Source organism: Chlamydia sp. 16-02, assembly GCF_042235055.1.
Classification (GTDB): Bacteria; Chlamydiota; Chlamydiia; order Chlamydiales; family Chlamydiaceae; genus Chlamydia.
The window spans coordinates 636,290-660,337 of sequence record NZ_CP114172.1 but is presented as its reverse complement, the minus strand read 5'-3'; the positions used below and the strand labels follow the sequence as shown (position 1 = coordinate 660,337).

The window sequence follows — 24,048 nt, the reverse complement described above, 5'->3', positions numbered from 1 at the left end:
AAAAATTTCACGGTTTTTAATGTAAACAAGAACAGCAGCAGCTAGGAGTTTCTTCCTTCTCTTCTGCACTTTCACATAGATGCATACGACGGAAAGGTTTGTTTCCTCTAGATGATGAGAAGGAGCGAATTCTCGGCGCTTGAGAACATTCTTGAGAACAACATCCTTTTGTTGAATCAATACAATTTTCACAACAGATGAATAAGTTGTTGCAGTCAGTATTGGCACAATTGTAATAAATATCGCAGTCAGCTTCACAATGAGAGCATTTAGCAATGGGAGCTACATCGGTGTCTGCTTCATCGATAGGCACTGCCATACGATCGTCAAACACGAATAATTTTCCTCGCCATTTACCTGTTCCCACAGCTTGACCGTAGGCTATAACGCCACCATCGAGTTGATAAACTTCTTTAAAGCCTTTTTCTAAGAGCAGGGAGGAATATAGCTCGCAGCGTATACCGCCGGTACAATACATCATCACAGGAGTGGTTTCTGGGTCATGCTCTTTAGATAACCGCTCGGCATACTCAGGAAATTCACGGAAAGTTTGAATATCCGGAAGAACAGCATTTTCAAAATGTCCGATTTTCCATTCGTAATTATTCCTTACGTCTAGAACTAGACAGCGATTTTCTTCCAGCTTCTCATGCCATTCTTTTGGAGAAATATGTTTGCCTTGAGTAGATAGATCCACGTCACAACCAAGAGCTACAAGCTCTTTGCGATATTTCACAGTCACACGAGGGAAAATATTTTCTTCAATATGATGAATTTTAAATTTTACATTTGAAAATCCAGGACGCTGTCTTAGCCAGTTCATGTAGTGCTCTGCATCGGGTTGATAACCACTAAACTGGCCATTAATTCCCTGTTCAGATATGTAGATACGACAAGAAACATCTAAATTTTTAAATAGTTCCTTGTGCAATGTAATTTCCTCTTGAGGATTATCTACACGAGTCAAATAATAATAAGCTAAAGCGTAATAATTCTTTTTCATAAGAAATACCCTAGCATATTCTCGGAAATAATTCCATTGTAGAAAATTAGGATTGGAACTAAAATGCTCTTTGGTATTTTGTCAAGTAGATGAGTAGTCGTTTTTCTTTATTAGCGAAGAAAATCTTCCAGGTTATACCGAAAATAGTGCCGCTACCTTTGTCTAAAATGAAGAAGGCCGGGGAGGCGTGAATAATTTCTAAGGACTAAATAAAGGACTAAAATACATGGCTCGATATTGTGGCCCTAAAAATAGAATAGCAAGGCGTTTTGGAGCAAATATTTTTGGAAGAAGCCGAAACCCTCTGCTCAAAAAGCCCCATCCTCCAGGTCAGCACGGTATGCAGAGAAAGAAAAAGTCTGACTACGGTCTTCAACTTGAGGAAAAGCAAAAATTAAAAGCTTGCTACGGAATGATTTTGGAAAAGCAGCTTGTCAAGGCTTTCAAAGAAGTTATTAATAAGCAAGGCAGCGTCACAAAGATGTTCTTAGAAAGATTTGAATGTCGCCTGGATAACATGGTTTATCGCATGGGATTTGCTAAGACTATTTTTGCAGCACAGCAGTTAGTTGCTCACGGTCACGTATTAGTAAATGGGAAGAAAGTAGATAGAAGATCCTTTTTCCTACGTCCTGGAATGCAGGTTTCTCTAAAAGAGAAGTCTAGAAAGTTACAGTCGGTTCAAGAATCTTTAGAAAATAAAGATGAAAGCTCTTTGCCATCCTACATTTCTATAGATAAGAATGGTTTTAAAGGAGAACTTTTAATGTCTCCAGAACAAGATCAAATGGAAGCACAACTTCCTCTGCCTGTTGACATTTCTGTCGTTTGTGAGTTTTTATCTCACAGAACATAAAGAAAATTTCTTTCTTCCAAGAAGAGAGGCGTCGACTAGTCTTAGTTGACGCTTTTAATTTCTTTTTTCTATTTTTGAAAACTTTGTAACTGACGAATTTCCTTAGCCCATAGATCTGGACCTCCGGGAGTCTCTAGATATTTAGGGATCATTCGAGTGTGTTCATTAGTCATAAGAAATTTGAAACTTTCAATACCGATATCTCCTTCCCCTAATGGTGCATGACGATCCTTATGTTGTCCTAAAGGAAACATGGAATCGTTAAGATGGAAAGCTCTTAAATATGATAGGCCTACATTGTCATCAAAATTTTTGAGTACTTGCTTCCAAGACTCTGGAGAGGTAATATCGTAACCAGCAGCAAAGATATGACAGGTATCTATGCAGACTCCTACGGGAATTTTGTGCTTAAGTTTGTCTATTAGATAGCCAAGTTCTTCAAAATTACTACCAACAAGGGTGCCTTGACCCGCCGTAGTTTCCAAAAGAACGACAAGGGGAGGAGAGTCTTCGAATAAAGGCTCCATCAAGGAAAAACTTGAAACAATTCTATCTAAGCAAGCTTCTTTAGTGTCGTTGACAGCTGCACCTGGATGGAAATTAACGAAGTTAATTCCTAAAGATATGCAATCCTCGATTTCTTGCTGTATGCAGACACGGCTTTTTTCTAGGATTTCTGGATTAGGAGCCCCGGGATTAATTAAGTAGCCAGCATGGCTCATAATATAAGATAGAGAAGTCTCTTCAAGAGCTTTTTTAAAAGAATGTACTAGAGAATCAGTGAGAGCACGCCTACGCCACTGTCTTTGATTAGCGGTAAACATTTGAATAGTAGAAGCCCCAATTTCTTGCCCTTCGTAAATGGCATTTTGAAGGCCTCCAGCGGTGGATGTATGGGCACCCAACAAAGGAACTTGGGGAGGCGGAAATACCTGCATTTTAATGCTCCAAAAATCTCTATCTGGTATGGATAAATCAAGTATTAAGGGAGTAAGACATTTTAATGAATAAAAAAGACGGCCAAGGATCAGTAGCCAGCTCACTTTTTAATTTATTGTCAGGAACCTTTTTTAGTCGTGTAACAGGAATGTTACGTGAAATTGTGATGGCAGCTTATTTTGGAGCCGATCCTTTAGTAGCAGCTTTTTGGTTAGCATTCAGAACCATTTTCTTCTTAAGGAAAATTCTTGGGGGACCGATTTTAGGGCTAGCGTTTATTCCTCATTTTGAATTTTTAAGAGCAAAAGATATAAATCGTGCTGCTTTTTTCTTTAAAAGTTTTTCAAGATTTTTTTGTTTTAATGCCTGCGTATTCACATTAGTTATCGAAATAGGGTTAGGAATATGGTTGTATTATGCTCAAGGAAATACAGCCGATGCCCTGCAGTTAACGATGATTCTCTTGCCATCAGGCATATTTCTTATGATGTATACGGTGAACTCAGCTTTGCTACATTGTGAGAAAAGATTCCTTAGTGTTGGTTTAGCTCCTGCTGTTGTCAATGTACTTTGGATTCTTACAGTGTTCCTCGCAAGACATAGTGATCCAAGACAACGTATTGTTGGGTTATCAGTAATCCTTGTTATAGGATTTATTTTAGAATGGTTTGTTACTGTGCCTGGAGTGAGGAAATTTTTAGGAACAGCAACAACGCCACCTAAAGAGAGGGATAGTATAAAAGCTTTGATAGCTCCGCTATCTTTAGGACTACTCTCTATGGGAGTCTTCCAGATAAATCTTCTAACTGATATGTGCTTAGCCCGCTATATACATGAAGTCGGCCCACTATACTTAATGTATTCCATACGAATCCAACAGCTACCCGTACACCTGTTTGGTTTAGGAGTCTTTACCGTTCTTTTGCCCTCTATTTCTCGATGCGTTCAAGAAGATAATAATGAAGAAGGGTATGAACTTATGAAGTTCGCTTTGAATCTTACAGTTTCCGTAATGATAATTATGACTGTGGGATTATTGCTTCTTGCTCTCCCCGGAGTTCGTGTACTCTACGAGCATGGTTTATTTCCAACTAGTGCTGTACACGCTATCGTACAAGTCCTACGCGGGTATAGTGGAAGTATCATCCCTATGGCACTTATTCCTTTGATTTCTGTGCTTTTTTATGCACGGCGCCACTACACGATACCTTTAGTTATCGGAATTATAGCTGCTATAGCGAATATGATACTTAATGTAGTTTTCGGTTGTTGGTTAATAAAACACGTTTCAGGATTAGCTTACGCCACTTCTATTGTTTCTTGGGCGCAATTATATTTTCTTTGGCAGTATGCCTCAAAAAAACATCCTACATATTCTGGATTAATGTGGATTACATTTAAACGTGCTATAAAGGTTATTGGAATTGCATGTTTAGCCTTCGCAGCCACTCTAGGGGTTAATATTCTTACACATACTACATATGTAATTTTCCTCAGCCCTATTACACCACTAGCTTGGTCTTTATCATCTTTTGTAGCGCAAAGCGCTGCTTTTTTCTCTGAAAGCGTCATTTTCTTGGCTTTTTTGTTTGGTTTTGCAAAACTGCTTCGGGTAGAAGATCTTGTAAACTTAACATCTTTTCAATATTGGAAAGGACGCCGAAGCTCTTTGCATAATTCACCAGTTATGCAAGATAGTCAGAATTAGCGAGTTGTTTCCTCCTTTCTCATTTGCAACTGTTTGGTTAGGGTTGTCCAAATAACCATCCTTTTCGATCTTCTCATATTGAATAATTAAATCGACGCTAAGGAAACTATGAAAAAATATATTTATCAATGGTTAGTGTGCATGACCCTATCGACAGTAGTGTCTCAAGGGTTTGCAAATACACCTTCTGGAATGCAGAGAACGAACGATTCTCAAACATTTATGAATTTAGATGATGTGAAGGCGTATTTAGATACTCGTGGTTTTGTAGAAACCAGAAAACGAGGTGGAGTTTTAAAATTAGCTGGTGATGTACGCGTTAAATGGATTCATGCTAGAGAAGATATAAAAACACCTCCTACTCAGCCAGATAAATATAAACCATTACCAGTAAATCGTTATCGCAGCGAATTTAATCTTTATGTAGATTACAACGCTGATAGAACTTGGCTAACTTCAGAAATGAGTTGGGCAGCAATTGCTGGAGGCGAATCTTCAGCCGCTGGTATGGATATTGATAGAGCATTCTTAGGATATCGTTTCTATGAAAATTCAGAATCCCGCACGGAACTCTTTGCAGAAATCGGCCGTTCTTCTTTAGGCAGCATTTTTGAATCAGAAGTGCAATTTAATAGTAACTTCGATGGTCTCCATCTTTATGCAACTCGTCGTCTTAGCGAACGTTTTCCTTATAATGTAATCATCCACGGTGGACCGTTCGTAGTAAATATGGCGAAAAAACACTATGCATGGGTTGTTGAAGGTATTGTTAACAAACTACCAGGGAATTTCTCTGTCAAATGTAGCGTTATTGATTGGAATTCCTTCTCTCCTTCAGAAGCTCCAGATCCTGCAAAAACAGCAACAGGTCCTGTCGCTGCTAATTTAAAGTATAAATATTGCGTATGGCAATGGTTAGTTGGTAAACACTCTCAATTGCCTTGGTTCCATGGAAAGAAAAAGCCTTTGTATGTCTATGGTGCTTATTTGACAAACACCTTAGCAAAAGCAACTACAACAACCTTAAATGAAAAGCAAAATAGGGCTTGGTTCGTTGGAGGAACCTTAGGTAGATTACGAAAAGCTGGAGATTGGTCAGCAACAGTACGTTATGAATACGTAGAAGCTTTGGCAATCCCTGAAATCGATGTTTCCGGTATCGGAAGAGGAAATCAATTGAAGTACTGGTTCGCTCAAGCAATTGCTGGGAAATATGATCCTAAAGAAGCTAACGGATTTACGAACTATAAAGGTGCTTCCTATCTTCTTATGTACGGAATCACAGATTCGTTATCTTTCAGAGCCTATGGAGCTTACTCCAAGCCTGCAGATAGCCGTTTAGGTAGTGACTTCACTTACAGGAAGTTCGATCTTGGGTTAATTTCCGCATTTTAATTTAATTTTAATAAAATCTTTAAAAATAGCTCACATCTAATTAAAAGATGTGAGCTTTTTTTTTATGTTTTATAATAAAGAAAAGATTTTATTAGTTTTTTATTATTATGGTTAATCCTGTCGGCCCTATAGATGAATCAAAAAACATTGCTCCTGCAGACCTATCTACCTTAGGTATGGAGGCTAGCGCAGCAAATCGCAGCTCAGAAGCTGAAGCGATATCCGGAGCCGCGGGCAAGTCCGGACCGTCTCAGCCTTCTGTAGAAACCGTAGGACGACTAAGGTTTTTAAGTTCGGCAAGAAGTGCTCTGTCTAACTTTTTCGACAAAATAGCTGCCTTCTTCTCAGGAAAAACGATACCCGCATCTTTTGATGATGCTAAGACGCAAGCTGATAGTGCTAAAAATGCTTTGCAGAGCGCGACTACCTATGATCAGTTCAAGACCGCTTTACAACAGCTTCAAGATGCCATCAAGTATATGGAAAAATTAGCTACTACTGATGCAGAAAAATCTACGGCTGCGACATGGAAAGCGGATCTCGCGGCTAAACAGGATACTATTGATAAAATTAATCAATTAGGCGGCATCCTCGATGAAAATAAAAAGCTTTTAGAAGCGATAAAGACTACCTCATCCATCGATCAGGTTACAGGTGCTGCTGGACAGGTAGAAGTCAATAAAGCAGCAGCTGCAGCATTAGTTAAAGAGCTGAAGGATGCCGGGGTTAACTATCCTGTAATAGATAATCTTGAAAGCAGTATCACAACTTCTGGAACAGAAGTTAACGCATTAGCTTCTGCTTTAATGAATGCTTATTCTGAAGGTAAGGGTAGTACCGCAGCCGTTGGACAAGCTCAGGCAAATAACAGCCCCTCAAATATAGAAGCATGTAAGCAAACTATTGAAGATGCAAAAAAGGCCATAGACGCGGCTTTAGCTTTAGCTCCAAACTCTCCTATAGCTAAAGCAGCTCAAAAGGAACAGCAACAAGCCGCAAAAGATATTCTCAATGTTAAGCCAAGTGGGGGTAGTGATGTGCCTATCGGGGGGCCCGGAGCTCCTAGTAGTGTGGGGACGTCTCAAAATCGGGGAGCTACCCTAGGAGAAGTGCGTGTATCAATGTTACTTGCCGATGTTGATAATGAAACTGCAGCAATAATCATGCAAGGTTTCAGAAATATGATCGATAACTTCCATGCTCAAAACTCTGATTTTACAGCACCATTGGAAGAGGTTATGAATCAAGTAACCGACTTATCAACCCAAATCAATCCTGCGGATGCAGAGGTTACGGCACAACTACAAGAAATACAACAAGCTCTCCAAGACGCACTTCAAGGAACAGCAGGTCAAGATGGCATGATCAATGCCTTAGGAGCAATAACAACAGCAGCTTCAATTTCTACAGGAGCTCCAATTGCTTCTGCAAATCAAGGTGGATCAGCTGTAAAGCAGCTTTACAAAACAGGATCTACTGCCTCGAGTTCTAAATCTTATGCAGATTCTTTATCTGCGGGTTATGGCGCATATCAATCTCTAAATGATGTTTACTCACGTAGTAGTGCGTCTAATCGTGAGGTTTTAGATCGGACATCTACTCCAGCATTAACGCAGACGGTTTCTAGAACAGAAACTCGACCTCGTGATAACGATAACGCTGCTCAACGTTTTGCAAGAACTATAGCTGGAAATAGTAATACCCTTGGAGATGTTTATTCGTCGGTAGGAGTGTTACAAACATTGCTAGGCGTATTACAAAATAATCCCCAAGCGAATGAAGAAGAAATTAGACAGAAACTGACATCGGCGATTACAAGAGCTCCGCAGTCAGGTTATCCTCATGTACAGATTTCTAACGATGCTACGCAGAAGTTTATCGCTAAACTTGAGGATGAATTTTCTCGGGGATCGAAAAGACTCGCTGAAGCAAAAGAAGCTGCATTTGAGAAACAGCCTCTGTTTATCCAGCAGGTATTAGTGAACATAGCTTCACTATTTTCTGGATACCTACAGTAAAATTAAGAATTTCTTAGGAAGATTTATTCCCAAAAAAGCCCGCTTTGTATTTTGCAAGACGGGCTTTTTCTATGCTTCAATTTAGATGTGATTAGAGCTTACTTTGATATCTCAATATCATGGAGATTTAAGTGAAAGTTAGATGAAAATGGAGAACCTACCAGGTTCTCCATTTCGGTTAAGTTATCTAATTGGGGTAAATTTCGCCTACTAGCTTGGAAAGGATTTGATTCAGCACTTGCATGGATGTTGATACTAACGTCCATTCTTGTTGTACGTTAGTCATCTGGTTTTGCAAGTTTAGCTGCTGGGTTTGTCCTTGAGTGGTGTAGTCTTGCTGATCGGCTTGGATCTGAGTAAATAGGGGTCCTAAACCACCCGTGGGCGTTATATTAGGGAATCCATTGGAAATAAAGCCTTCTAAAGAGGCTAAAGTAGGGATCCAATCTTTGGGACCAGTAATTTTGAAAACAGTATTTTTGTATGTCCCATCACTATTCTTTTGTTCTTCGATTTTCAGATTGGATAGCAGTGCATTTAGAAGGTTGAGCTGATTAAATGTTATTGTTAGAGAATATTTATAATTAGATGTAGCGTTAAGCATCTCAGACTTTTGAGATGAGGATGCTCCAGGTAAGTCTTTAATTTTACCTAACAAGGCTTCCACTAAACCTTGAGCACGTCGGCAACGATCAGTATCACGAGCTATGTATTCTTTTTCCTTTGATAGAGCGAGACATGTTTCAAAATAATCACCACTGAACAGGTCGTTACCCTCCTTACTTTGGATAAGATAGGAGGAGAGATTGTAGTACACCGAAGTCGTTGAAAAATGATTTGTGATTTTTAAAAGATCATTAATTGCGTTTGCAGCCAGATTATTGAAGTTGATCTCTTCTATTAGTGGATTTAAGAAGGCAGATTGCTTGGGTAACTGTGAGTTCAAAATCAGATAAATAAAGGCAGACCCAAGGCTCTCGGAATTTAACCAACTTTCTACAGCTTTTTTGCGATCCGCAGTGAAACTAGCATTTGCAGGATTGTAGTCGCTATATTTTTTATCTAACTCTGCAATTTGTTGTTGGAGTTGTTTAATGTGTGCGTCAGCAGCTGTTTTAAAGTTTTGTAATACTGTAGTTGCTTGAGACGAGAAGTTGCCATCAATAGAACTAATTTTTAATGCTTTTTGAATAAAATCATCAAAACTTGGAATTTGGTAACTACCTTCAGATTTAACATAATTAGTTAAACTACTAGCTATTGTTGTAATTTCTTGACCAACCTCAGAAAAAAAAGGATAACTACTAATAGAACTACCTTTGCTTGCCAGGTATGTTTTTACCTGTGCTTGATCTGTTATAGCATTATTTAGAGTATATTCTGAGATTTCTTGGAAGGCATTCATCTTTGCAATGAATTTAGTTAATGTAGTTCCATTATCTATAGTCAGTGCTAAATATTTTGGAACATGTGTGTTGAAAATTGTTTTTTCTGAATCGGTCAGATTCCCTTGCATCTGCGATAAACTAGTTAAACCCGCATTTGCTTCCATAGCTGAGGTTACCAGCACAGAAGTATAGTCTTTCCCGGCTACAATATTTTTTGAATCATTTACCCAAGCTGTAAAACAGCTTACAGTTTGTTGGAATGCCGCTAGTTGATTTTCTAGAGTCTGTTTTTCATTTTCTATTGAAGAACGTACTGTAGTTAGATTCTGTACAGCAGCTTGATAGGCTCCTGTAATACCTTCTCGATATATAGCAGCATCACGAGGTTTTAGATATAAATCTAGAGATGCTTTACTAGGTAGATCTGTGGCGTCATAAATCTTTTTTAAATCCGCATCATCCAATGAATTTTTAGTTAGAAGATTGCTCAAAGCAAGCTGTGTTTTGATAACATCTTCCTCTCCACCTAATGCAGGAATTTTTTTTGTAGCATCTGTAAGGCCGTTAAAAATAGCTTGAAGCATTATCATTCCATTGACAGTTTGTACATTATCTTTAGTAGGGGTAGGAACTTGTGCTTCAATAGCTTTCATACTTTCCATCATTTTGAGAGTTTCCCCTCCAATAGATGATCGGTAAGCCATGAATTGTTCTTTAACATGAGCATTGAAGAAATCTGATGCAAATTGATCAGCATATTCGTCGATAGCTTTTTTAATTTCCTCTTGCGAAGCTCCCGCAGATTCAAGCTTAGCTGATAGTTTATCTTGACCTTTCTTGATTTCAGTAGTCTGCTCTTTTTTAATTTGATCAAGGATATCTTGCTTACTTGGTTGATAGCAGTTATTGAATACTTGTTTTTGCTGATCTTCTGTAAGCGAGGGTTTATCTTTAAGAGAAGTAATTAAGGCGATGGCAAGAGTTATAGAAGCTATTTGAGTCAAATTAACATCGGGGGTTGAAGCCATGAAAGTCTCTAGACCACCAAGAATAAGAGGCACCAGAGCGACAGCTGTTTCTCCTTGAATACTTGCGATAGTTTTAGAACTGCCCGGAGCAGGATTTGGATTGCTACTTGTATGACGTTTAGGTGCTACAGGTGGAGAGGGGAATATAGTATTATTGGGATTTAACAACATAGAAGCTTGGACATTGCCAGCTTCTATTACAGATGCTAAACGTTTTAAGACATATAACCCAGAGTTCAATGCTTCTATGTCTATAGCTGGCTGAGCTTTAGCGTCAAAATTAGAAAACTTATGGTTTAACTTAATATTAAATAAACCATCACCGGAAACTGTTTTGGGCCTGTTCTGTATATAAAAAGAAGACATAGAAATTATTTTTTATAATTTTTATTTTATTTTCTTATTTTGTGAACTTTTTTTCTATTCTGCTTTTTAATTAAATTTTTTATTTATCTTATAATGTTGCTGGTTTTGTTTTTAAGAAAAACTATTTATTTTTGATTAATTATAAAAATAGTTTTCATGTTAACTTTATTAAAAATAAAAGTTAATAAGACTGTTCTCCGTATGGATATCATCAATAGTTATTCTGTTTCAGCAAATTATAAAAAATTGCCGATAACACCTTGTTCAGAGTCGATACAAAAAAGACACCAGTTATTGGAAAGTATTTTTCATTATGAAAGAACTGAAGCTGAGCGTCATATTGTGCAACGTCTTTTGTGTATTTTAGATCAACAATCTGATGAAAAATACCGACAGTTAATAGAGAAGCTCCGCAAATCTGAAATAGAAGATCGCGTGGTGAGCAAGAAGAGCCATACTGTTGCTGTTCATCATAAACCCTTATCTGATTTACATTCACCGATTGCAGTAGTGGCAACAACATCTTCTGTAGGGGTAAGTGATAGTCCAAGAACAGAAGATCCATTTTATAATGCTACTAAACAGCAATGGGCACATAACTTATTAAAGGGGATTCAAGAGGTTGTTAATAAGATTGTTCAGGCTGCGAATGGACAGTCATCGTCAGCAGATGCACAGGCTCTCCAAAAGATTCAAACAGAGGTTAATCGTTTAGTTGATGCTGGTGTAAACTTAACAAATAAGGATTTCGAATCTTTATACGCTCTTCCTACATTAATTTTCACTACTGTTCAACGATCTACTATCTTTACAGGTGGTCAGAAAACAGATTTTATAAATCAGTTAGCAGAAAAATATGGTAACGCCAATCAATTAGCTCAAGTTTTTGCCGATGGCCGTGTTGAAGGACTAAAAGATGTTCTTGATGTGGTTAAGACTAAATTAACAGAAGAAGAATTCTCTATTTTTCTAGAAATTCAAGAAGAGCTAGGCCAGTTACAATCTTCAGTAAAGACTTATGATAAAGAAAAATTTGATCGTATAGATGCGGTAGGAGATCAACTCGCAGATACTATTAGTATCTCTGCCTTATCAAGAAATGATAAAATCGATTTATGTTCTCAGATTTCTTATTTGTATAAAGATCAGGTGTCTGCTGTAGAATCTTTTAACACAGTTATTGAAGCTACAATCTTCGTGAATCGTCACCAAGAAGCTATTTTTGCTCAGGTATCCAGTTTAGTTGCTTCTTTGATGGGAGTATTTGCTCCTATTGACCTAGGGAAAGTGACTTCTGAGATTAGTAGTGCCGCTATTGCTGGTGCATTACAAACAGTAAGAGCTATTAATTCCAGGTTCAATGATCTAACAGCAGAACAACAAACATTAGTTAATGACGCTGTGAAGGCTATCTCTACCTTTAAAGGAGAGGAGTACATAGCCGCTGTATGGGCTTATTTTGTTGCTTCCACTGTTCTTGCTGATAAACCAACAGCAAATCTTAGTGAAGTCGGATCTGCAGTTGCTGAGGCTGCCAAGGAGATAGAAAACACAGCATCATTTACGTTAGCTGTATCTATTAGATCTACTATGAACAAAATTCAAACGGCAAGTGGGACATTTATTCCCACCAATAATAATAGTGAAACTTATACGATCTACTCACAAAGTAATGGTAAAGTGTCTATTAACGCTTCTCTTTTAAATCGTGGAAACATTGGATTTTTGCCAAATATAACATCTGCGGCGAATAGGAACGCGGAATCTACTGCTAGAGCCTATTTTACATTTAAAGGATTAGCTGAAGTAGAAACAGCAAAGCTACAATCTAAAGTTGAAGAGACTCAAAATCAGCATAAAGCTTTTCAAGATCTAAAAACAGAGCTTTATAAAGATCAACTATTTGCTCAAGCTAATGAGTTGCAAACCATGGCCTTGCCCTCGGCTGTAGCTTCTGTGCTAATCGATCGCTATATGCCTAAGGAAGTAGATTTTCTAAATGGGATTTATGCTCAGCTTTATTATAGCAATTTAGGCTCATCAGTTGGAAATGCTTTGATAGATGCTATCTCAGAATATGTTAACGCAGCCACCTACTTTAATTTTGCAAGTTATGTTGGTCAGCAGCCTGCTGTAGGAGAGAAGGCTAAAGATGTATTCCCTGGGACAGCTGATAGTGCTAGAAATAAATTAGAAACAGAACGTCAAAAAGCTGCTGCATATCTTAAAAGTACACAGAACGCAGAAACAGTGCTTGAAGAACAAGTAAAAAAAGTTACTGAAGATTCAAAAATTACTAATGAACAACGTACACGTATCATCGATTCATTGAATAATTATCGAGATAATCTCAATGCCATATCGGGATCTTTAGTATTATTACAAAACTATTTGGCTCCTTTAAGCATTGATAACGGTACTGTGGATGGGACCTTTACTGTTAAGGGAGGAGAAGAACAGTGGCAAGCACGACTAGAGATCTTAGAGGATGCTTTAGTATCAGGGTTATCGGGTAATGCCATCAACGGGGGCATGTTTCCGCTACAGGCAACTATACAATCTGATCAGCAATCTTTTGCTGATATGGGTCAAAACTACCAGTTAGAATTACAAATGCATCTGACATCCATGCAACAGGAATGGACCGTTGTTGCGACTTCTTTACAAGTGTTGAACCAGATGTATTTGAGTTTGGCTAGAAGCTTGATGGGGTAGCGTTTTTCTTAAAATTATAAGATTTTTCTTATGGTTTAGCGGCGGTTGGCATGATTCTCGCTCCTTGTCTTCTTGTGAAAGCAAGAAAAGATGGGGAGGAGATTATGTCCACACCGCATATTCAACAAGAATTAGCACGTTTAGAATTCATTAATGATCAGCTACGTACAGAACTAGAATATGTCAATACGTTATTGTGTGATATAGGATTTCCTGAAGGACTAACTACTATCAAAGCGATAGCTAAAGAAGTTCTTACAGAAGATGATTTCTTAGATTAATAAGAGAAGGAATCTCCAAGGTAGTGCTGCTTTACCATAGGATTGGCTATCATTTGTGAGGAAGATCCTTCGAAGAAGATTTTTCCATCAATAATGAGATAACAACGATCAGCTATAGAAAGTAATTCTTTAGCATTATGATCCGTAATGAGAATGCCAATACCACGGCTAGAGAGAATTTTAATTAAGTATTTTACGTTTTGAATAACAAGTGGGTCAACGTTTGCAAAAGGCTCATCAAGTAAAAGAACACTAGGGTTTAAAGCTAATACACAAGCGATTTCCAATCTCCGTCGTTCTCCTCCGGACAATGTTCCTGCTTTTTTATTAATGCATGAGGCTAACTGTAGATCATCGATTAGAGTATCTAAAAGGTGCGATTGCTGTTTCCTAGCTTTGTAGATGATCTCCAAGATGCAGATGAGATTTTCTTTTACTGTGAGATCTTTGAAAACTGTAGGCTCTTGAGCTAGATAACCAATGCCTAATCTTGCCCGGTGATCCATTGTTCTTTTAGTAACGTCAGTATTTTTAAAAATAATCTTTCCGGAATCAGGACGGATCAATCCTACTGTAAGATAGAAAGCTGTTGTTTTCCCTGCACCATTGGGGCCTAACAGCCCGACCACCTCTCCTGCATTTACCTCAAAAGAGACATCATTAGTGACGGGTTTTTTGTTATATTTTTTTACTAAATTACAAACAGAAAGTATCGGCATAAAAACTCACTTTCTCAATAAAGATAGGGATAAGGTTTTCATGCCTCCTACAGCGCGTTCTTCGGGAGCATCGGGATCAGGATGGATAGGATCTACATGAAAGCGACAATCATAAATATTTAAAGAGCAATCTTGGTAGTTTAACAAACCACCATTGCCTTGAAATGTCATAAGCTTGTCTAAATCTTGCGTATGGATATGTCCTGAAAGCTTGGATAAAGCCTCCTTACATGCATAGTTTGCATCGGAGAAATGAAGTTCCATACAAGATTTATCTACATGACAGTTAAAGAACTGCCGTTCGGGAGAAGCAATTTGCTTATGTATTCCGAGTTTTTTTATTTTTAAAAAAGGCGGAGCCTTTTCAAAATGCTTGTTCATACAAGACACGTCACAAATGCTGTCTACTTTGATTATAGCGACAATTGTTGTGCAGGCAATACCGAATATCCCTAAAGAGCATAACAAGCCATAGAATAAGAATTTGGTCATACTGAGGCCATTTCAAATGAACGTACGCAAGTATAGAGTTGATCCCATATCGGAAGAAGAGCTTCGAAGGTGTTTAAAGGCAACATGGAAGCGGCATCACTTTTCGCTATAGTAGGGTTAGAATGTGTTTCTATGAATAAACCGTGTGCTCCTGCGGCTAGGGCAGCCCGCGTTAATGTCGGGATAAACTCTGTCTGCCCGCCGCTATGGGTTTTTAATCCTCCAGGAAGTTGTACAGAATGCGTTCCATCAAAAACCACAGGGAAACCCATCCCTGAAAGCACGGGGATAGCGCGCATATCTGAAACAAGGTTATTATAGCCGAAAGAGCAGCCTCTCTCAGTTAAAATGATCTTATCGTTCCCAGTAGAAAGAACTTTATCTACAGGACCCCGCATATCCCAAGGAGAAAGAAATTGGCCTTTTTTAATATTGATAATAGCATTTGTCTGTGCAGCAGAAACAAGAAGGTCTGTTTGACGACATAAAAATGCAGGAATTTGAAGAATATCGCAGACTTCTGCTGCTGTACGAGCTTCTTCAGGAGAATGTACATCTGTAAGAATTTGCACGCGGAAGGTTTCTTTAACTTTAGATAGGATTCTTAAACCTTCATTTACCCCAGGACCTCGATAAGAATTTATAGAAGAACGGTTTGCTTTGTCATAACTGCTTTTAAAAATCCAATGAATACGGTCGGCATATGGAGTAACTAATTCTTGAATTTTTGAAGCTATTTCTAACGTAGTTTCTTCTTCTTCTATCACACAAGGACCGGCAATAAGAATCATCTTATCTGAGAACATCGCACGCACTCTTTTTCTTCCGTTAAAAAGCCACTATAGAGGTTTATTTCAAACAAGTCCACCCACGATTTTGCAGAGAGAGCGCTCTTCGAGGAACACAGGGAAGTTCAACTCGGGTCGAGTCTTAATTGACTTTTTTAGATTTAGATTTATACTAGAGCCTGAATTATCCCTGTGCCTGGGCTGAGGTGACATGCTCTTAGCCGAGGTTTAATATTTCTTATATAGATCTGGACCGATAGCTCAGTGGATAGAGCATTCGCCTTCTAAGCGAATGGCCGCAGGTTCAAATCCTGCTCGGTCCGAATTCCTTGTTAGAAAATCTTTAATTTGAATAAAATTATTTCTTTATTTGCCTGCGGAAGCTCCGCAGGCTGAAACAGAATACGTTGGAGAGAATGAAATATTCTGGAAAATGTATTTAGCGGGAGAAGATTCTAAAACTACTTATCTTCCATAATTTCTAAGCTAACTTTTACGTTGTTTCTGCTAGCTACAGAGACAAGTAGAGTGCGAATAGCTTTAATTGTGCGCCCTTCTTTCCCGATGATTTTACCAATATCGGGCTTCGCAACTGTTAATTCGTAGATAATCGTGTGGGTGCCTTGAACTTCTTTGATATGCACTTCCTCAGGGCGATCTACAAGGTTTTTGATAATATAAGCTAAAAAGTCTTTCATAAAGTAATCCTATAACTAAATTCGCGTTATCTGCGGGAGAACGGTAAAAAAATCGAACTCAGATTAATTTAATTTTAATTTGTCTGTTAAAATAATCAAACTTAATTAATGATCGATGTTTATTTTATAATTGATTCAAATAATTGTTTGTTGATAACAGTTTTACTATTATGAAATTCTTTTATTATCAAGATCTTCATATCTCGGGGTGGTTTTGTTGTTAGGTTTAGATGTTTACGTGTCTGTGGATGGATAAAATCCAAGCTATAGGCGTGCAATTGTTGTTTGTCAAGACCATAACCGGCGTTTTTAGAGGCTGATCCGTAGACAGGGTCCCCTAAGATTGGGGTATTTAGATACTTCATATGAACTCTAAGTTGATGAGTCCGTCCTGTTTCTGGATGTAGAAGTACTAAACTTAGTTTTTCATTATAAGCGAGTACCTCACAGTGAGTAACAGCATCCTTCCCTATGGAAGAGACAGCCATTTCTTTACGCTTACTGTGGTGTCTGGCAAGTTTTGTTTGGATTTTAGCTACTGTTGGCTTCCCTATGCAAATAGCTAAATAACTCTTTTTTAGTTGCTTGGTTGCAAATAGCTCACTGTAAATTTTCTTTGCTTGTCGGGTTTTCGCTGTCATTAATAACCCAGAAGTATCTTTATCTAATCGATGAATAATCCCAGGCCTCCAAGGTTCCTCAGGAAACTCTTGTTTAAGACGTTCTCCTATTTCATGAAGCAGGGCATGAACAACTGTTCCTTTAGTATGCCCCGGAGCAGGGTGTACCACCATATCTCTAGGTTTATTTATAACGAGAATCATCTCATCTTCATACACCTTATTGAGAGGTATCGCCTCGGGAATAAGCTCCAAAAGTTCTTCTTTCTCTTCGATTACAATGGAAACAGAATCCCCAGGAACTAATTGTGTCGAGACTTTCGTTAGTATCTGCTCATTAACTGTAACGCGTTTATCTAAAATATGTTGTTGATAGAAAGCACGAGAATATTCTGAATTTTGAGAAACTAAGAATTTATCTAATCGATTGCGATTAGTTTCATTAACAATAAAAGTAAGAGAATTATTTGATTTCATTGCAATGAGCGACTTTTTTTTATTAAAACATTTTAAAATAAAGAAACTTATGGTTCTAGAGAAAAGCTATTGAAAAATAGCTTTATTAATAAGTCCTTATATAAGGCTTATTTAATCAGTCGAGTAGAAGATAATTTTGTTTTATGAATGTTTTTTTATGAAGAGTTTTCGTTTCGCAGAAGCAGTACTTTATTATTTTTTAGGAGGACTTTTTACATTTAAAAATTTAATTAGCAGATGCTGTTAATTCAATTTGTTTAAATTGCATACATGCTAGAAAAGTGAGTGCGTCAATAGACGTACATAAGAATATATGGGTAAGCAAACTAGATACATGGTTTATCGATTTTTCCCATTCTTCAATTGAGCATGGAAAGCAAGAAACCTCTTTAGCAAGATAATAAGTGTCGTTATAAGAAATGAGAGAAAGGTAGAGCTCTTGATTCAAAAAGGGAGCCCAGCGTTTTGCAGAGTTTAGAAAACGGGAAGCATCTTCTTCATTGAGAGGTAGGGCTAGAAAATAGGTAATTCCCATATTACTCTTTATAAACAGAACGCATTTTTTTAGATGCTTTCTGAGCACGATCCATTTCTTTATGAATATTGCCAAAAGAAGAAATTAGAATAGATTGAATAAACTTGTCGTACATCTCTTTCCCTTTTTCTTCTCCCATTTTTTGAATGAGAGCTAGTCTTAACTGATCTAAGGTGCGTACAGGACCTTCAAATGTCATGTTTGTTGGCGATAGATATTCGGGAGTATTAATCTCTTTTGTTGGTGAAGCTTCTTGAGTCTCAGCTTTTTTGATGTTGATGTAACGTGGTTCCATAACCCTATAGACCTTGGTGCCTAGCTTAATTATGTATTTTACTACGCAGAGAAGTTATTTTCTATAATCATAAAATAAAAAGTTTCAAAAACAGAAAAATTTTTATTTTATGATTACTAAAGTTTGTTGTTTAAGAACTGATTTCTTTTGTTTAGAAAATGATAAAACTTGTGTTTTTCTTTTTCCAAGCTCGCCGTATTTTGCTAAAAGACCTTTGAGATATTTAATTGTAAATTTTTTCATATTACTCAGATCTTTTTCTACAGCCGTTTGTTTTTTTTCTATCGCTGCAAGATCTTTAGTGTAGTTACTTTCATTAAAGCAGAGGATTTTTTTAATAGCTAATGAGGCAAGCTGTCCCGTGGCTTGCTTACTTGGAATTTCAGGTAAACTCGCAAGGAAAGGAGCTAAAGAATTTAAAACAGCCTCGTGGAGATCTTCCTGAGAGACTTTATTACCTAATTTAGAGAGATTTTCTCTGACTGTATCATACAGACGATGCTTAATGAAAATGTATTCTAAAGACTTATAGTAGTGTTCTTGAGAGAGTTCGTCGTGAAGTATTTGGAGCTCTTTTTGTAAATAGCTTTCGAGAACTTCTGTATGGAGTCTTAGAATTTCAGAAACAGACGTTTCTACGGGTTTATTATTATAAATAGCTGTAGGCTTTGATGTGAGAACGACCTGGCATTCAGTATATTGAAATAGAGGCTCAAGAATATCTTTAGCATAAACTCCCTTTGGGAGTTTTATTTCTATATGAGGTTGATCTGTTGAGAAATCTTGAATTGAATCAATTTTAATTACACCGCGTTTTGCAGCATTTTCTATAGAGCGAATTAATGTTTCTGTTGTTGTTGAAGGGCAAATTTCTTTTATGATTAGAGTTTTTTGATCTACGGTTTGAATAGAAGCTCGAATCATTATAGAACCTAGTCCATCTTGATATTCAGAGGCATCCATGACGCCTCCCGAATAGAAATCAGGAAACAGAGTAAATGAACGATTATTCAAAATAGCAATTTGTGCTTCTATGAGTTCACAAAGATTGTGAGGGAAAATTTTCGTTGTCATGCCTACCGCAATTCCCTCAACACCATGGAGTAGAAGAAGGGGAAGCTTTGCAGGAAGAATATCAGGCTCCTTTTCTCTTCCATCATAGGAATCATGAAAAGACATTAAATCTGTATTAAATAAAATTTCTTTAGCTAGAGGACTTAGGCGGGCTTCAATATAACGAGCAGCAGCATGAGGATCTCCCGTTAGCGGATTCCCAAAATTCCCCTGCATATCAATAAGATAACCTTTATTTGCTAGAACAACAAGAGCTTCAACAATTGGAGCATCTCCATGGGGATGCAACGCCATAGTGCGCCCAGCAATATTGGCCACCTTGTGCATTTTGCCATCATCCATACGAAATAAAGTCCAGAGAAGACGTCGTTGTACAGGTTTAAGGCCGTCAAGAATGTGGGGAATGGCTCTTTCTAAAATCACATAAGATGCGTAGTGCATAAAATGTGTTTTAAAAAGATCTGAAACATCATGCATAAACTATAAGTTGGTAATAAGGTTATCCATAATAAACTGTTTTCGTTCTTTAGTATTTTTTCCCATATAAAATTGTAAAAGGGTCTCTAAAGAGTCTAATGAACCAATTGTTACAGGAGTTAGGCGCATATCTGCACCAATAAAAGCTTTAAATTCTTTAGGAGAAATTTCCCCCAAACCTTTAAATCTTGTTACTTCTAAATTAGTTTCCTTTTTTCCTAGTTTTTGTACTGCCTGTATCTTTTCCTGATCCGAATAGCAATATAGAGTTGTATCTTTGTAACGCACTTTAAATAAAGGTGTTTCTAAAATAAATAAATGATGATTCTCAACAATCGGTAAGAAGGTTTTTAAGAAGAATGTAATGAGTAAATTGCGAATATGCATACCATCTACGTCAGCATCAGTAGCGAGGATAATTTTATTATAGCGCAAATGTTGCGTACTATTTTTCGTAATACCTAATGCGGTAGCTAGGTAGAATAGTTCATCATTTTTATACATTTTTTCTTCTTCCAAAGAAAAAACGTTCATAGGTTTTCCTCGAAGTGAAAACACTGCTTGTGTTAGTGGATTCCTCGAAGATAAAATAGAAGCTGAAGCAGACTCCCCCTCTGTTACGAAAATAGACGAAGCCTCTCCATAAAGAGAGCGCTCATTATAGTGAAACTTACAATCACGAAGTTTTGGAATTTTATAGTGGAGTTTCTTTTGCTTATCTTTAAGATCTTGCTTTATAAATTGAATATTTTTACGGGTTTTCTCGTTTAGCTTAATCTTATCGAGGAGCAGGTCTGCGTAGGATTTATTTTTTTTGAGCTCTTGAATGATAACGCTTTTGACATCCTTAATTATTCCCGAGCGAATTTGAGTATTTCCAAGCTTATTTTTTGTTTGCGATTCAAAAATCGGTGAAGCAATTTTTATTGCAATGCATCCTACTAAGCCGTCACGGATATCATTACTTGTAAATGTTTTCCCGAAATACTCATTAATTCCCTTAACAATAGCTTCTTTGAATGCTGTTAGATGTGTTCCGCCATCTACAGTTTCCTGACCATTAACAAAGGAGAAATAGCGTTCGTTATGTGCTTCTAGATGGGTAAATAGAAAAGATAATTCAGAATTTTGGAATGCTATAGGAGGATAGAGAGTTTCTTCAGGAATTTCTTCTTTGAATAAGTCTTGAAGACCTTGTTGTGATACAAAAATTTCATCATTACAAATTATTTCAAGACCAGGATGTAAATAGGTATAACGTCGGATTTTCTTTCTTAAGAATTCATCGTTGAAAGAGAAATTGGTAAAGATTGTTGGATCTGGAGAAAAAGTAATTTCTGTTCCGTCAGGATCTTTTGTAGATCCTTGACAAGAGTTTTGTAAAATGCCTTTGCAAAATGTTGCAAGATGGTATTTTTTTTTACGTACAGAGCGTACTGTGAATATCTCTGAAAGGGCATTTACAGCTTTTAGCCCGACACCATTTAATCCTACAGAAAAATGGAAAACATCTTGGGTATACTTTGCCCCTGTGTTGATTTTAGAGACGCATTCGATCATTTTTCCTAAAGGAATTCCTCGACCACGATCACGCACAGTTATACTAGTGGAATCAGCACAAATGGAAATGGTTTTCCCATGTCCCATGATAAATTCATCAATTGCGTTATCTACAACTTCTTTAAATAAAGTATAGATCCCATCTTCAACTTGGGAGCCGTCTCCTAATCTGCCTATATACATACCCGCACGTAGGCGGATGTGTTCTAAAGAGGCTAGAGAAACAACACTAGCTTCAGTATATGTTGCCATATTTTTCTATTCTTCTTATTGCGTTCTAGGAAAAAGATTTATATTAGAATTTTATTGTGCGATGTTTGAGTGAACAATTTAACGATTAGCCATAGCAATGCTATGAGTATTTCTCAATACTAGCTCTGTTTGTTGTTAGACTCAAAGGGATCTAAGCTCTTCTCCTAGAAGATTTGCCAGATTACGACATTTCTTTTTCTCAATCAAGATGGACGTAATTCTTAGACTAATGTTCAAGAATTTGATATTTTATAATTCTTTTTCTAATTGTGGTTTTAAAATTGGTAATATTCTCGTCTTAGATTTTATCTTGTAAGATGGTATTTTCCCTGGACTAGATTGGCAATTTGTAAATTAGAACATTCAAAAATTAGAGGGAAGCAAGTAGGGGGTTATCTTGCATTCAAGATAGTGACGCGACTCCATTTATTTTTGTTTTTTATACAGAAAATACAGTTTGAGAATGGATAAATAGATGGCATCTAATTTTGTCTTGGGCTATACACCTAGATTACTTTCGTTCTCAATTCTCTATTATTTTCTTGTATTTAGAGAATAAGCGGAAAAATTACTACAACGTGCTTATGGTCTTAGGGGTTGTTGGAATTAGCTATCGAGAGGCTGCTTTAAAAGAAAGAGAAGCAGTTATTAATATCTTAAAGGATTTTGAAGCTAATTCGTTATTTTCTCAACGTTTTTTCGGTGGTGACGGATCTTTCGTTTTACTACTTACATGTCATAGAGCTGAAATTTATTATTTTTCTAAAAGCAATAGTAATGTTCAATCAGAATTGCTTTCGCGAATTTCTGCTTTAGGAGCGCGTCCTTATTGTTATCAAGGATTAGCGTGTTTCACTCATTTATTTACTGTTACTAGTGGTATGGATAGCTTGATTTCTGGTGAGACAGAAATTCAGGGACAGGTGAAACGCGCTTATATTAAAGCGAAAACCGAACGAGAATTACCTTTCGCCCTACATTTTCTATTTCAGAAGGCTTTAAAAGAGGGAAAGGATTTTCGTTCTCAAGTTTCTTTGTCTTATCCTGTTGTAACGATAGAGTCTGTAGTTGAGGAAACTCTAGACTTGCATGGTAAATCAACAAAAGACAAACTTTTATTTATTGGTTACTCCGATATTAATCGGAAAATCGCAAATGGGTTGAGTGCGAAAGGTTACCGAAATCTAATTTTTTGCTCTCGAAAAAATATTTCCATGCCCTACGATACGGTGGCTCGTAGTCAACTTTCTTTTAGGGAACCCTATGATGTCATTTTCTTTGGATCTTCGGAATCAGCTAAAGATTTTTCCGGATTATCTTTAGAAAGTTTGGCAAGCATCCCAAGCCGTGTGATTTTTGATTTTAATGTTCCACGTACTTTTACTTTAATGGAACGTCCAAAAGATATCATATGTTTGGATATGGATTTTATTAGCGAGCGTGTGCAGAAGAAACTTCAAATTAGTAAGCAATGTACAAATAAAGAAAAACCATTTTTAGCTCTAGCAGCAAGAAAACAATGGGAAGTTTATGAAAAAAAGTGCTCACATATATCTTCGAGCCAGGTTCGAGCTTCTTGTCCTAAGCTGTTGATTCTTTAGCGTCTAATTCATCTCTTGACATATACAGCTATCGAAAATACTCTAGGCTTTCATCGTTAACTGCGATGGATTTGTATGCAAGTGTGGTCTAGTACTCGCAGATTGTAGTTGATAACAAGTGCAATAAAAATCAGCCCGATTTTTCTTAGGTCTTTTGTTCTTTATAGTGAAAAAGATGAACAAGAAAACGAACATGATATTGTTTATAGAAACAAGAAATCGTTTTTATTTTTAAAGTTTGTATTGGCATAACTCGATTTAAAGGCTGAAAAAGCTAAGTCTAGAAAAGAGGTTGTCTAAATTTTCGATGAAGAAGAGACAGCCGTTCCTGTATAGGAAGAGCGTGCATGTTGGAGAAATTGATAAAAAATTTTGCCACGTATATTGGTATAACGTCAACCCTCGAATTCGATGCTGATGGAGCATATGTCTTGCCTATAAGTGATCTTGTCAAGATACGTGTACTACAAAATGCAGATAATGAAATTGTATTTAGTGCTTTCTTAGGGGAGTTGGCTCCTTCTATGGATGCAAATAAAGTATACTTACAAATGATGGTAGCGAACTTGTTTGGCAGAGAAACAGGAGGTAGCGCTTTAGGATTGGATTCCGAAGGCCATGTTGTCATGACACGTAGAATTCCCGAAGAAGTTTCATATGAAGATTTTGCTCGTTATATAGAGAGTTTTATGAATTTTTCTGAAACCTGGCTAGAAGATTTGGGACTAAATAAAGCACAACAAGGACAATAGGCAACAGGGGT

20 protein-coding genes and 1 tRNA gene are annotated in these 24,048 nt (G+C 37.2%); 9 read left to right on the top strand and 12 right to left on the bottom strand.

The window, feature by feature from the left end:
* Positions 1–16: 16 nt before the first annotated feature.
* Positions 17–1,003 carry a rhodanese-related sulfurtransferase gene (locus tag O1W70_RS02895; protein ID WP_332380812.1) on the bottom strand — a complete coding sequence of 329 codons (987 nt, stop codon included), beginning with the start codon at positions 1,001–1,003 and terminating at the stop codon, positions 17–19.
* A 226-nt stretch (positions 1,004–1,229) separates the two neighbouring features.
* On the opposite strand from O1W70_RS02895, the gene rpsD reads away from it, so the two are divergent.
* On the top strand, positions 1,230–1,859 hold the full coding sequence (gene rpsD / locus O1W70_RS02890; protein WP_213241925.1) for a 30S ribosomal protein S4: 630 nt from the start codon (positions 1,230–1,232) through the stop codon (positions 1,857–1,859).
* 68 nt (positions 1,860–1,927) lie between these two features.
* On the opposite strand, the gene O1W70_RS02885 is transcribed toward rpsD, so the two are convergent.
* On the bottom strand, positions 1,928–2,797 hold the full coding sequence (locus O1W70_RS02885) for a deoxyribonuclease IV (protein ID WP_332380811.1): 870 nt from the start codon (positions 2,795–2,797) through the stop codon (positions 1,928–1,930).
* 65 nt (positions 2,798–2,862) lie between these two features.
* On the opposite strand from O1W70_RS02885, the gene O1W70_RS02880 reads away from it, so the two are divergent.
* From O1W70_RS02880 to O1W70_RS02870, 3 genes are all read left to right on the top strand, one after another.
* Positions 2,863–4,506, top strand: coding sequence for a murein biosynthesis integral membrane protein MurJ (locus O1W70_RS02880; protein WP_332380810.1), 1,644 nt, complete (start codon positions 2,863–2,865; stop codon positions 4,504–4,506).
* Between the two features lie 108 nt (positions 4,507–4,614).
* Complete coding sequence (locus tag O1W70_RS02875; RefSeq protein ID WP_332380809.1) at positions 4,615–5,901, top strand: hypothetical protein; 1,287 nt, start codon at positions 4,615–4,617, stop codon at positions 5,899–5,901.
* Between the two features lie 107 nt (positions 5,902–6,008).
* Entirely contained in the window at positions 6,009–7,919 is a 1,911-nt protein-coding gene (locus tag O1W70_RS02870) for a cell surface protein (protein ID WP_332380808.1), read from the top strand.
* Between the two features lie 187 nt (positions 7,920–8,106).
* Here the strand turns inward: O1W70_RS02870 and O1W70_RS02865 are convergent, their stop codons facing one another.
* Entirely contained in the window at positions 8,107–10,701 is a 2,595-nt protein-coding gene (locus O1W70_RS02865) for a CT620/CT621 family type III secretion system effector (protein ID WP_332380807.1), read from the bottom strand.
* Positions 10,702–10,902: 201 nt separating this feature from the next.
* Between O1W70_RS02865 and O1W70_RS02860 the strand changes: the two genes are divergently transcribed.
* Together O1W70_RS02860 and O1W70_RS02855 are read left to right on the top strand one after the other, a co-directional pair.
* Positions 10,903–13,416, top strand: coding sequence for a CT620/CT621 family type III secretion system effector (locus O1W70_RS02860; protein WP_332381169.1), 2,514 nt, complete (start codon positions 10,903–10,905; stop codon positions 13,414–13,416).
* Positions 13,417–13,520: 104 nt separating this feature from the next.
* The gene (locus O1W70_RS02855; RefSeq protein WP_117274746.1) at positions 13,521–13,697 is read left to right on the top strand and encodes a hypothetical protein; all 177 of its coding nucleotides are present in this window, start codon (positions 13,521–13,523) and stop codon (positions 13,695–13,697) included.
* On the opposite strand, the gene lptB is transcribed toward O1W70_RS02855, so the two are convergent.
* Genes lptB through kdsA form a run of 3 tightly spaced genes read right to left on the bottom strand, consistent with a single transcriptional unit; the run spans position 13,694 to position 15,714 of the window.
* A complete protein-coding gene (gene lptB, locus O1W70_RS02850; RefSeq protein ID WP_020350121.1) occupies positions 13,694–14,416 on the bottom strand; it encodes an LPS export ABC transporter ATP-binding protein in 723 nt (240 codons plus the stop codon). The two genes, O1W70_RS02855 and lptB, sit on opposite strands and share 4 nt — an antisense overlap.
* 6 nt (positions 14,417–14,422) lie before the next feature.
* A complete protein-coding gene (locus O1W70_RS02845; protein WP_332380806.1) occupies positions 14,423–14,908 on the bottom strand; it encodes a DUF1137 domain-containing protein in 486 nt (161 codons plus the stop codon).
* On the bottom strand, positions 14,905–15,714 hold the full coding sequence (gene kdsA / locus O1W70_RS02840) for a 3-deoxy-8-phosphooctulonate synthase (RefSeq protein ID WP_332380805.1): 810 nt from the start codon (positions 15,712–15,714) through the stop codon (positions 14,905–14,907). The genes O1W70_RS02845 and kdsA overlap by 4 nt, the downstream gene beginning before the upstream one ends.
* Before the next feature lie 232 nt (positions 15,715–15,946).
* Here kdsA and O1W70_RS02835 point away from each other — a divergent pair.
* Positions 15,947–16,019, top strand: a tRNA-Arg gene (locus O1W70_RS02835).
* A gap of 138 nt (positions 16,020–16,157) precedes the next feature.
* On the opposite strand, the gene O1W70_RS02830 is transcribed toward O1W70_RS02835, so the two are convergent.
* From O1W70_RS02830 to O1W70_RS02805, 6 genes are all read right to left on the bottom strand, one after another.
* On the bottom strand, positions 16,158–16,394 hold the full coding sequence (locus tag O1W70_RS02830; protein WP_011005996.1) for a KH domain-containing protein: 237 nt from the start codon (positions 16,392–16,394) through the stop codon (positions 16,158–16,160).
* A 119-nt stretch (positions 16,395–16,513) separates the two neighbouring features.
* Positions 16,514–17,491: an RluA family pseudouridine synthase gene (locus tag O1W70_RS02825; RefSeq protein ID WP_332380804.1), complete on the bottom strand. Its 978-nt coding sequence runs from the start codon at positions 17,489–17,491 to the stop codon at positions 16,514–16,516.
* A 226-nt stretch (positions 17,492–17,717) separates the two neighbouring features.
* Entirely contained in the window at positions 17,718–18,026 is a 309-nt protein-coding gene (locus O1W70_RS02820) for a hypothetical protein (protein WP_332380803.1), read from the bottom strand.
* Between the two features lies 1 nt (position 18,027).
* A complete protein-coding gene (locus O1W70_RS02815; protein ID WP_332380802.1) occupies positions 18,028–18,321 on the bottom strand; it encodes a hypothetical protein in 294 nt (97 codons plus the stop codon).
* Between the two features lie 102 nt (positions 18,322–18,423).
* Positions 18,424–19,872 (bottom strand): DNA gyrase subunit A, encoded by a 1,449-nt coding sequence (locus tag O1W70_RS02810; protein WP_332380801.1) that lies wholly within the window; start codon positions 19,870–19,872, stop codon positions 18,424–18,426.
* A gap of 3 nt (positions 19,873–19,875) precedes the next feature.
* Positions 19,876–21,684: a DNA topoisomerase IV subunit B gene (locus tag O1W70_RS02805; protein WP_332380800.1), complete on the bottom strand. Its 1,809-nt coding sequence runs from the start codon at positions 21,682–21,684 to the stop codon at positions 19,876–19,878.
* A gap of 584 nt (positions 21,685–22,268) precedes the next feature.
* Between O1W70_RS02805 and O1W70_RS02800 the strand changes: the two genes are divergently transcribed.
* Together O1W70_RS02800 and O1W70_RS02795 are read left to right on the top strand one after the other, a co-directional pair.
* The gene (locus O1W70_RS02800; RefSeq protein WP_332381166.1) at positions 22,269–23,285 is read left to right on the top strand and encodes a glutamyl-tRNA reductase; all 1,017 of its coding nucleotides are present in this window, start codon (positions 22,269–22,271) and stop codon (positions 23,283–23,285) included.
* Between the two features lie 347 nt (positions 23,286–23,632).
* Positions 23,633–24,037, top strand: a complete 405-nt coding sequence (locus O1W70_RS02795) for a CesT family type III secretion system chaperone (RefSeq protein ID WP_332380799.1) — start codon at positions 23,633–23,635, stop codon at positions 24,035–24,037.
* Positions 24,038–24,048: the final 11 nt, after the last annotated feature.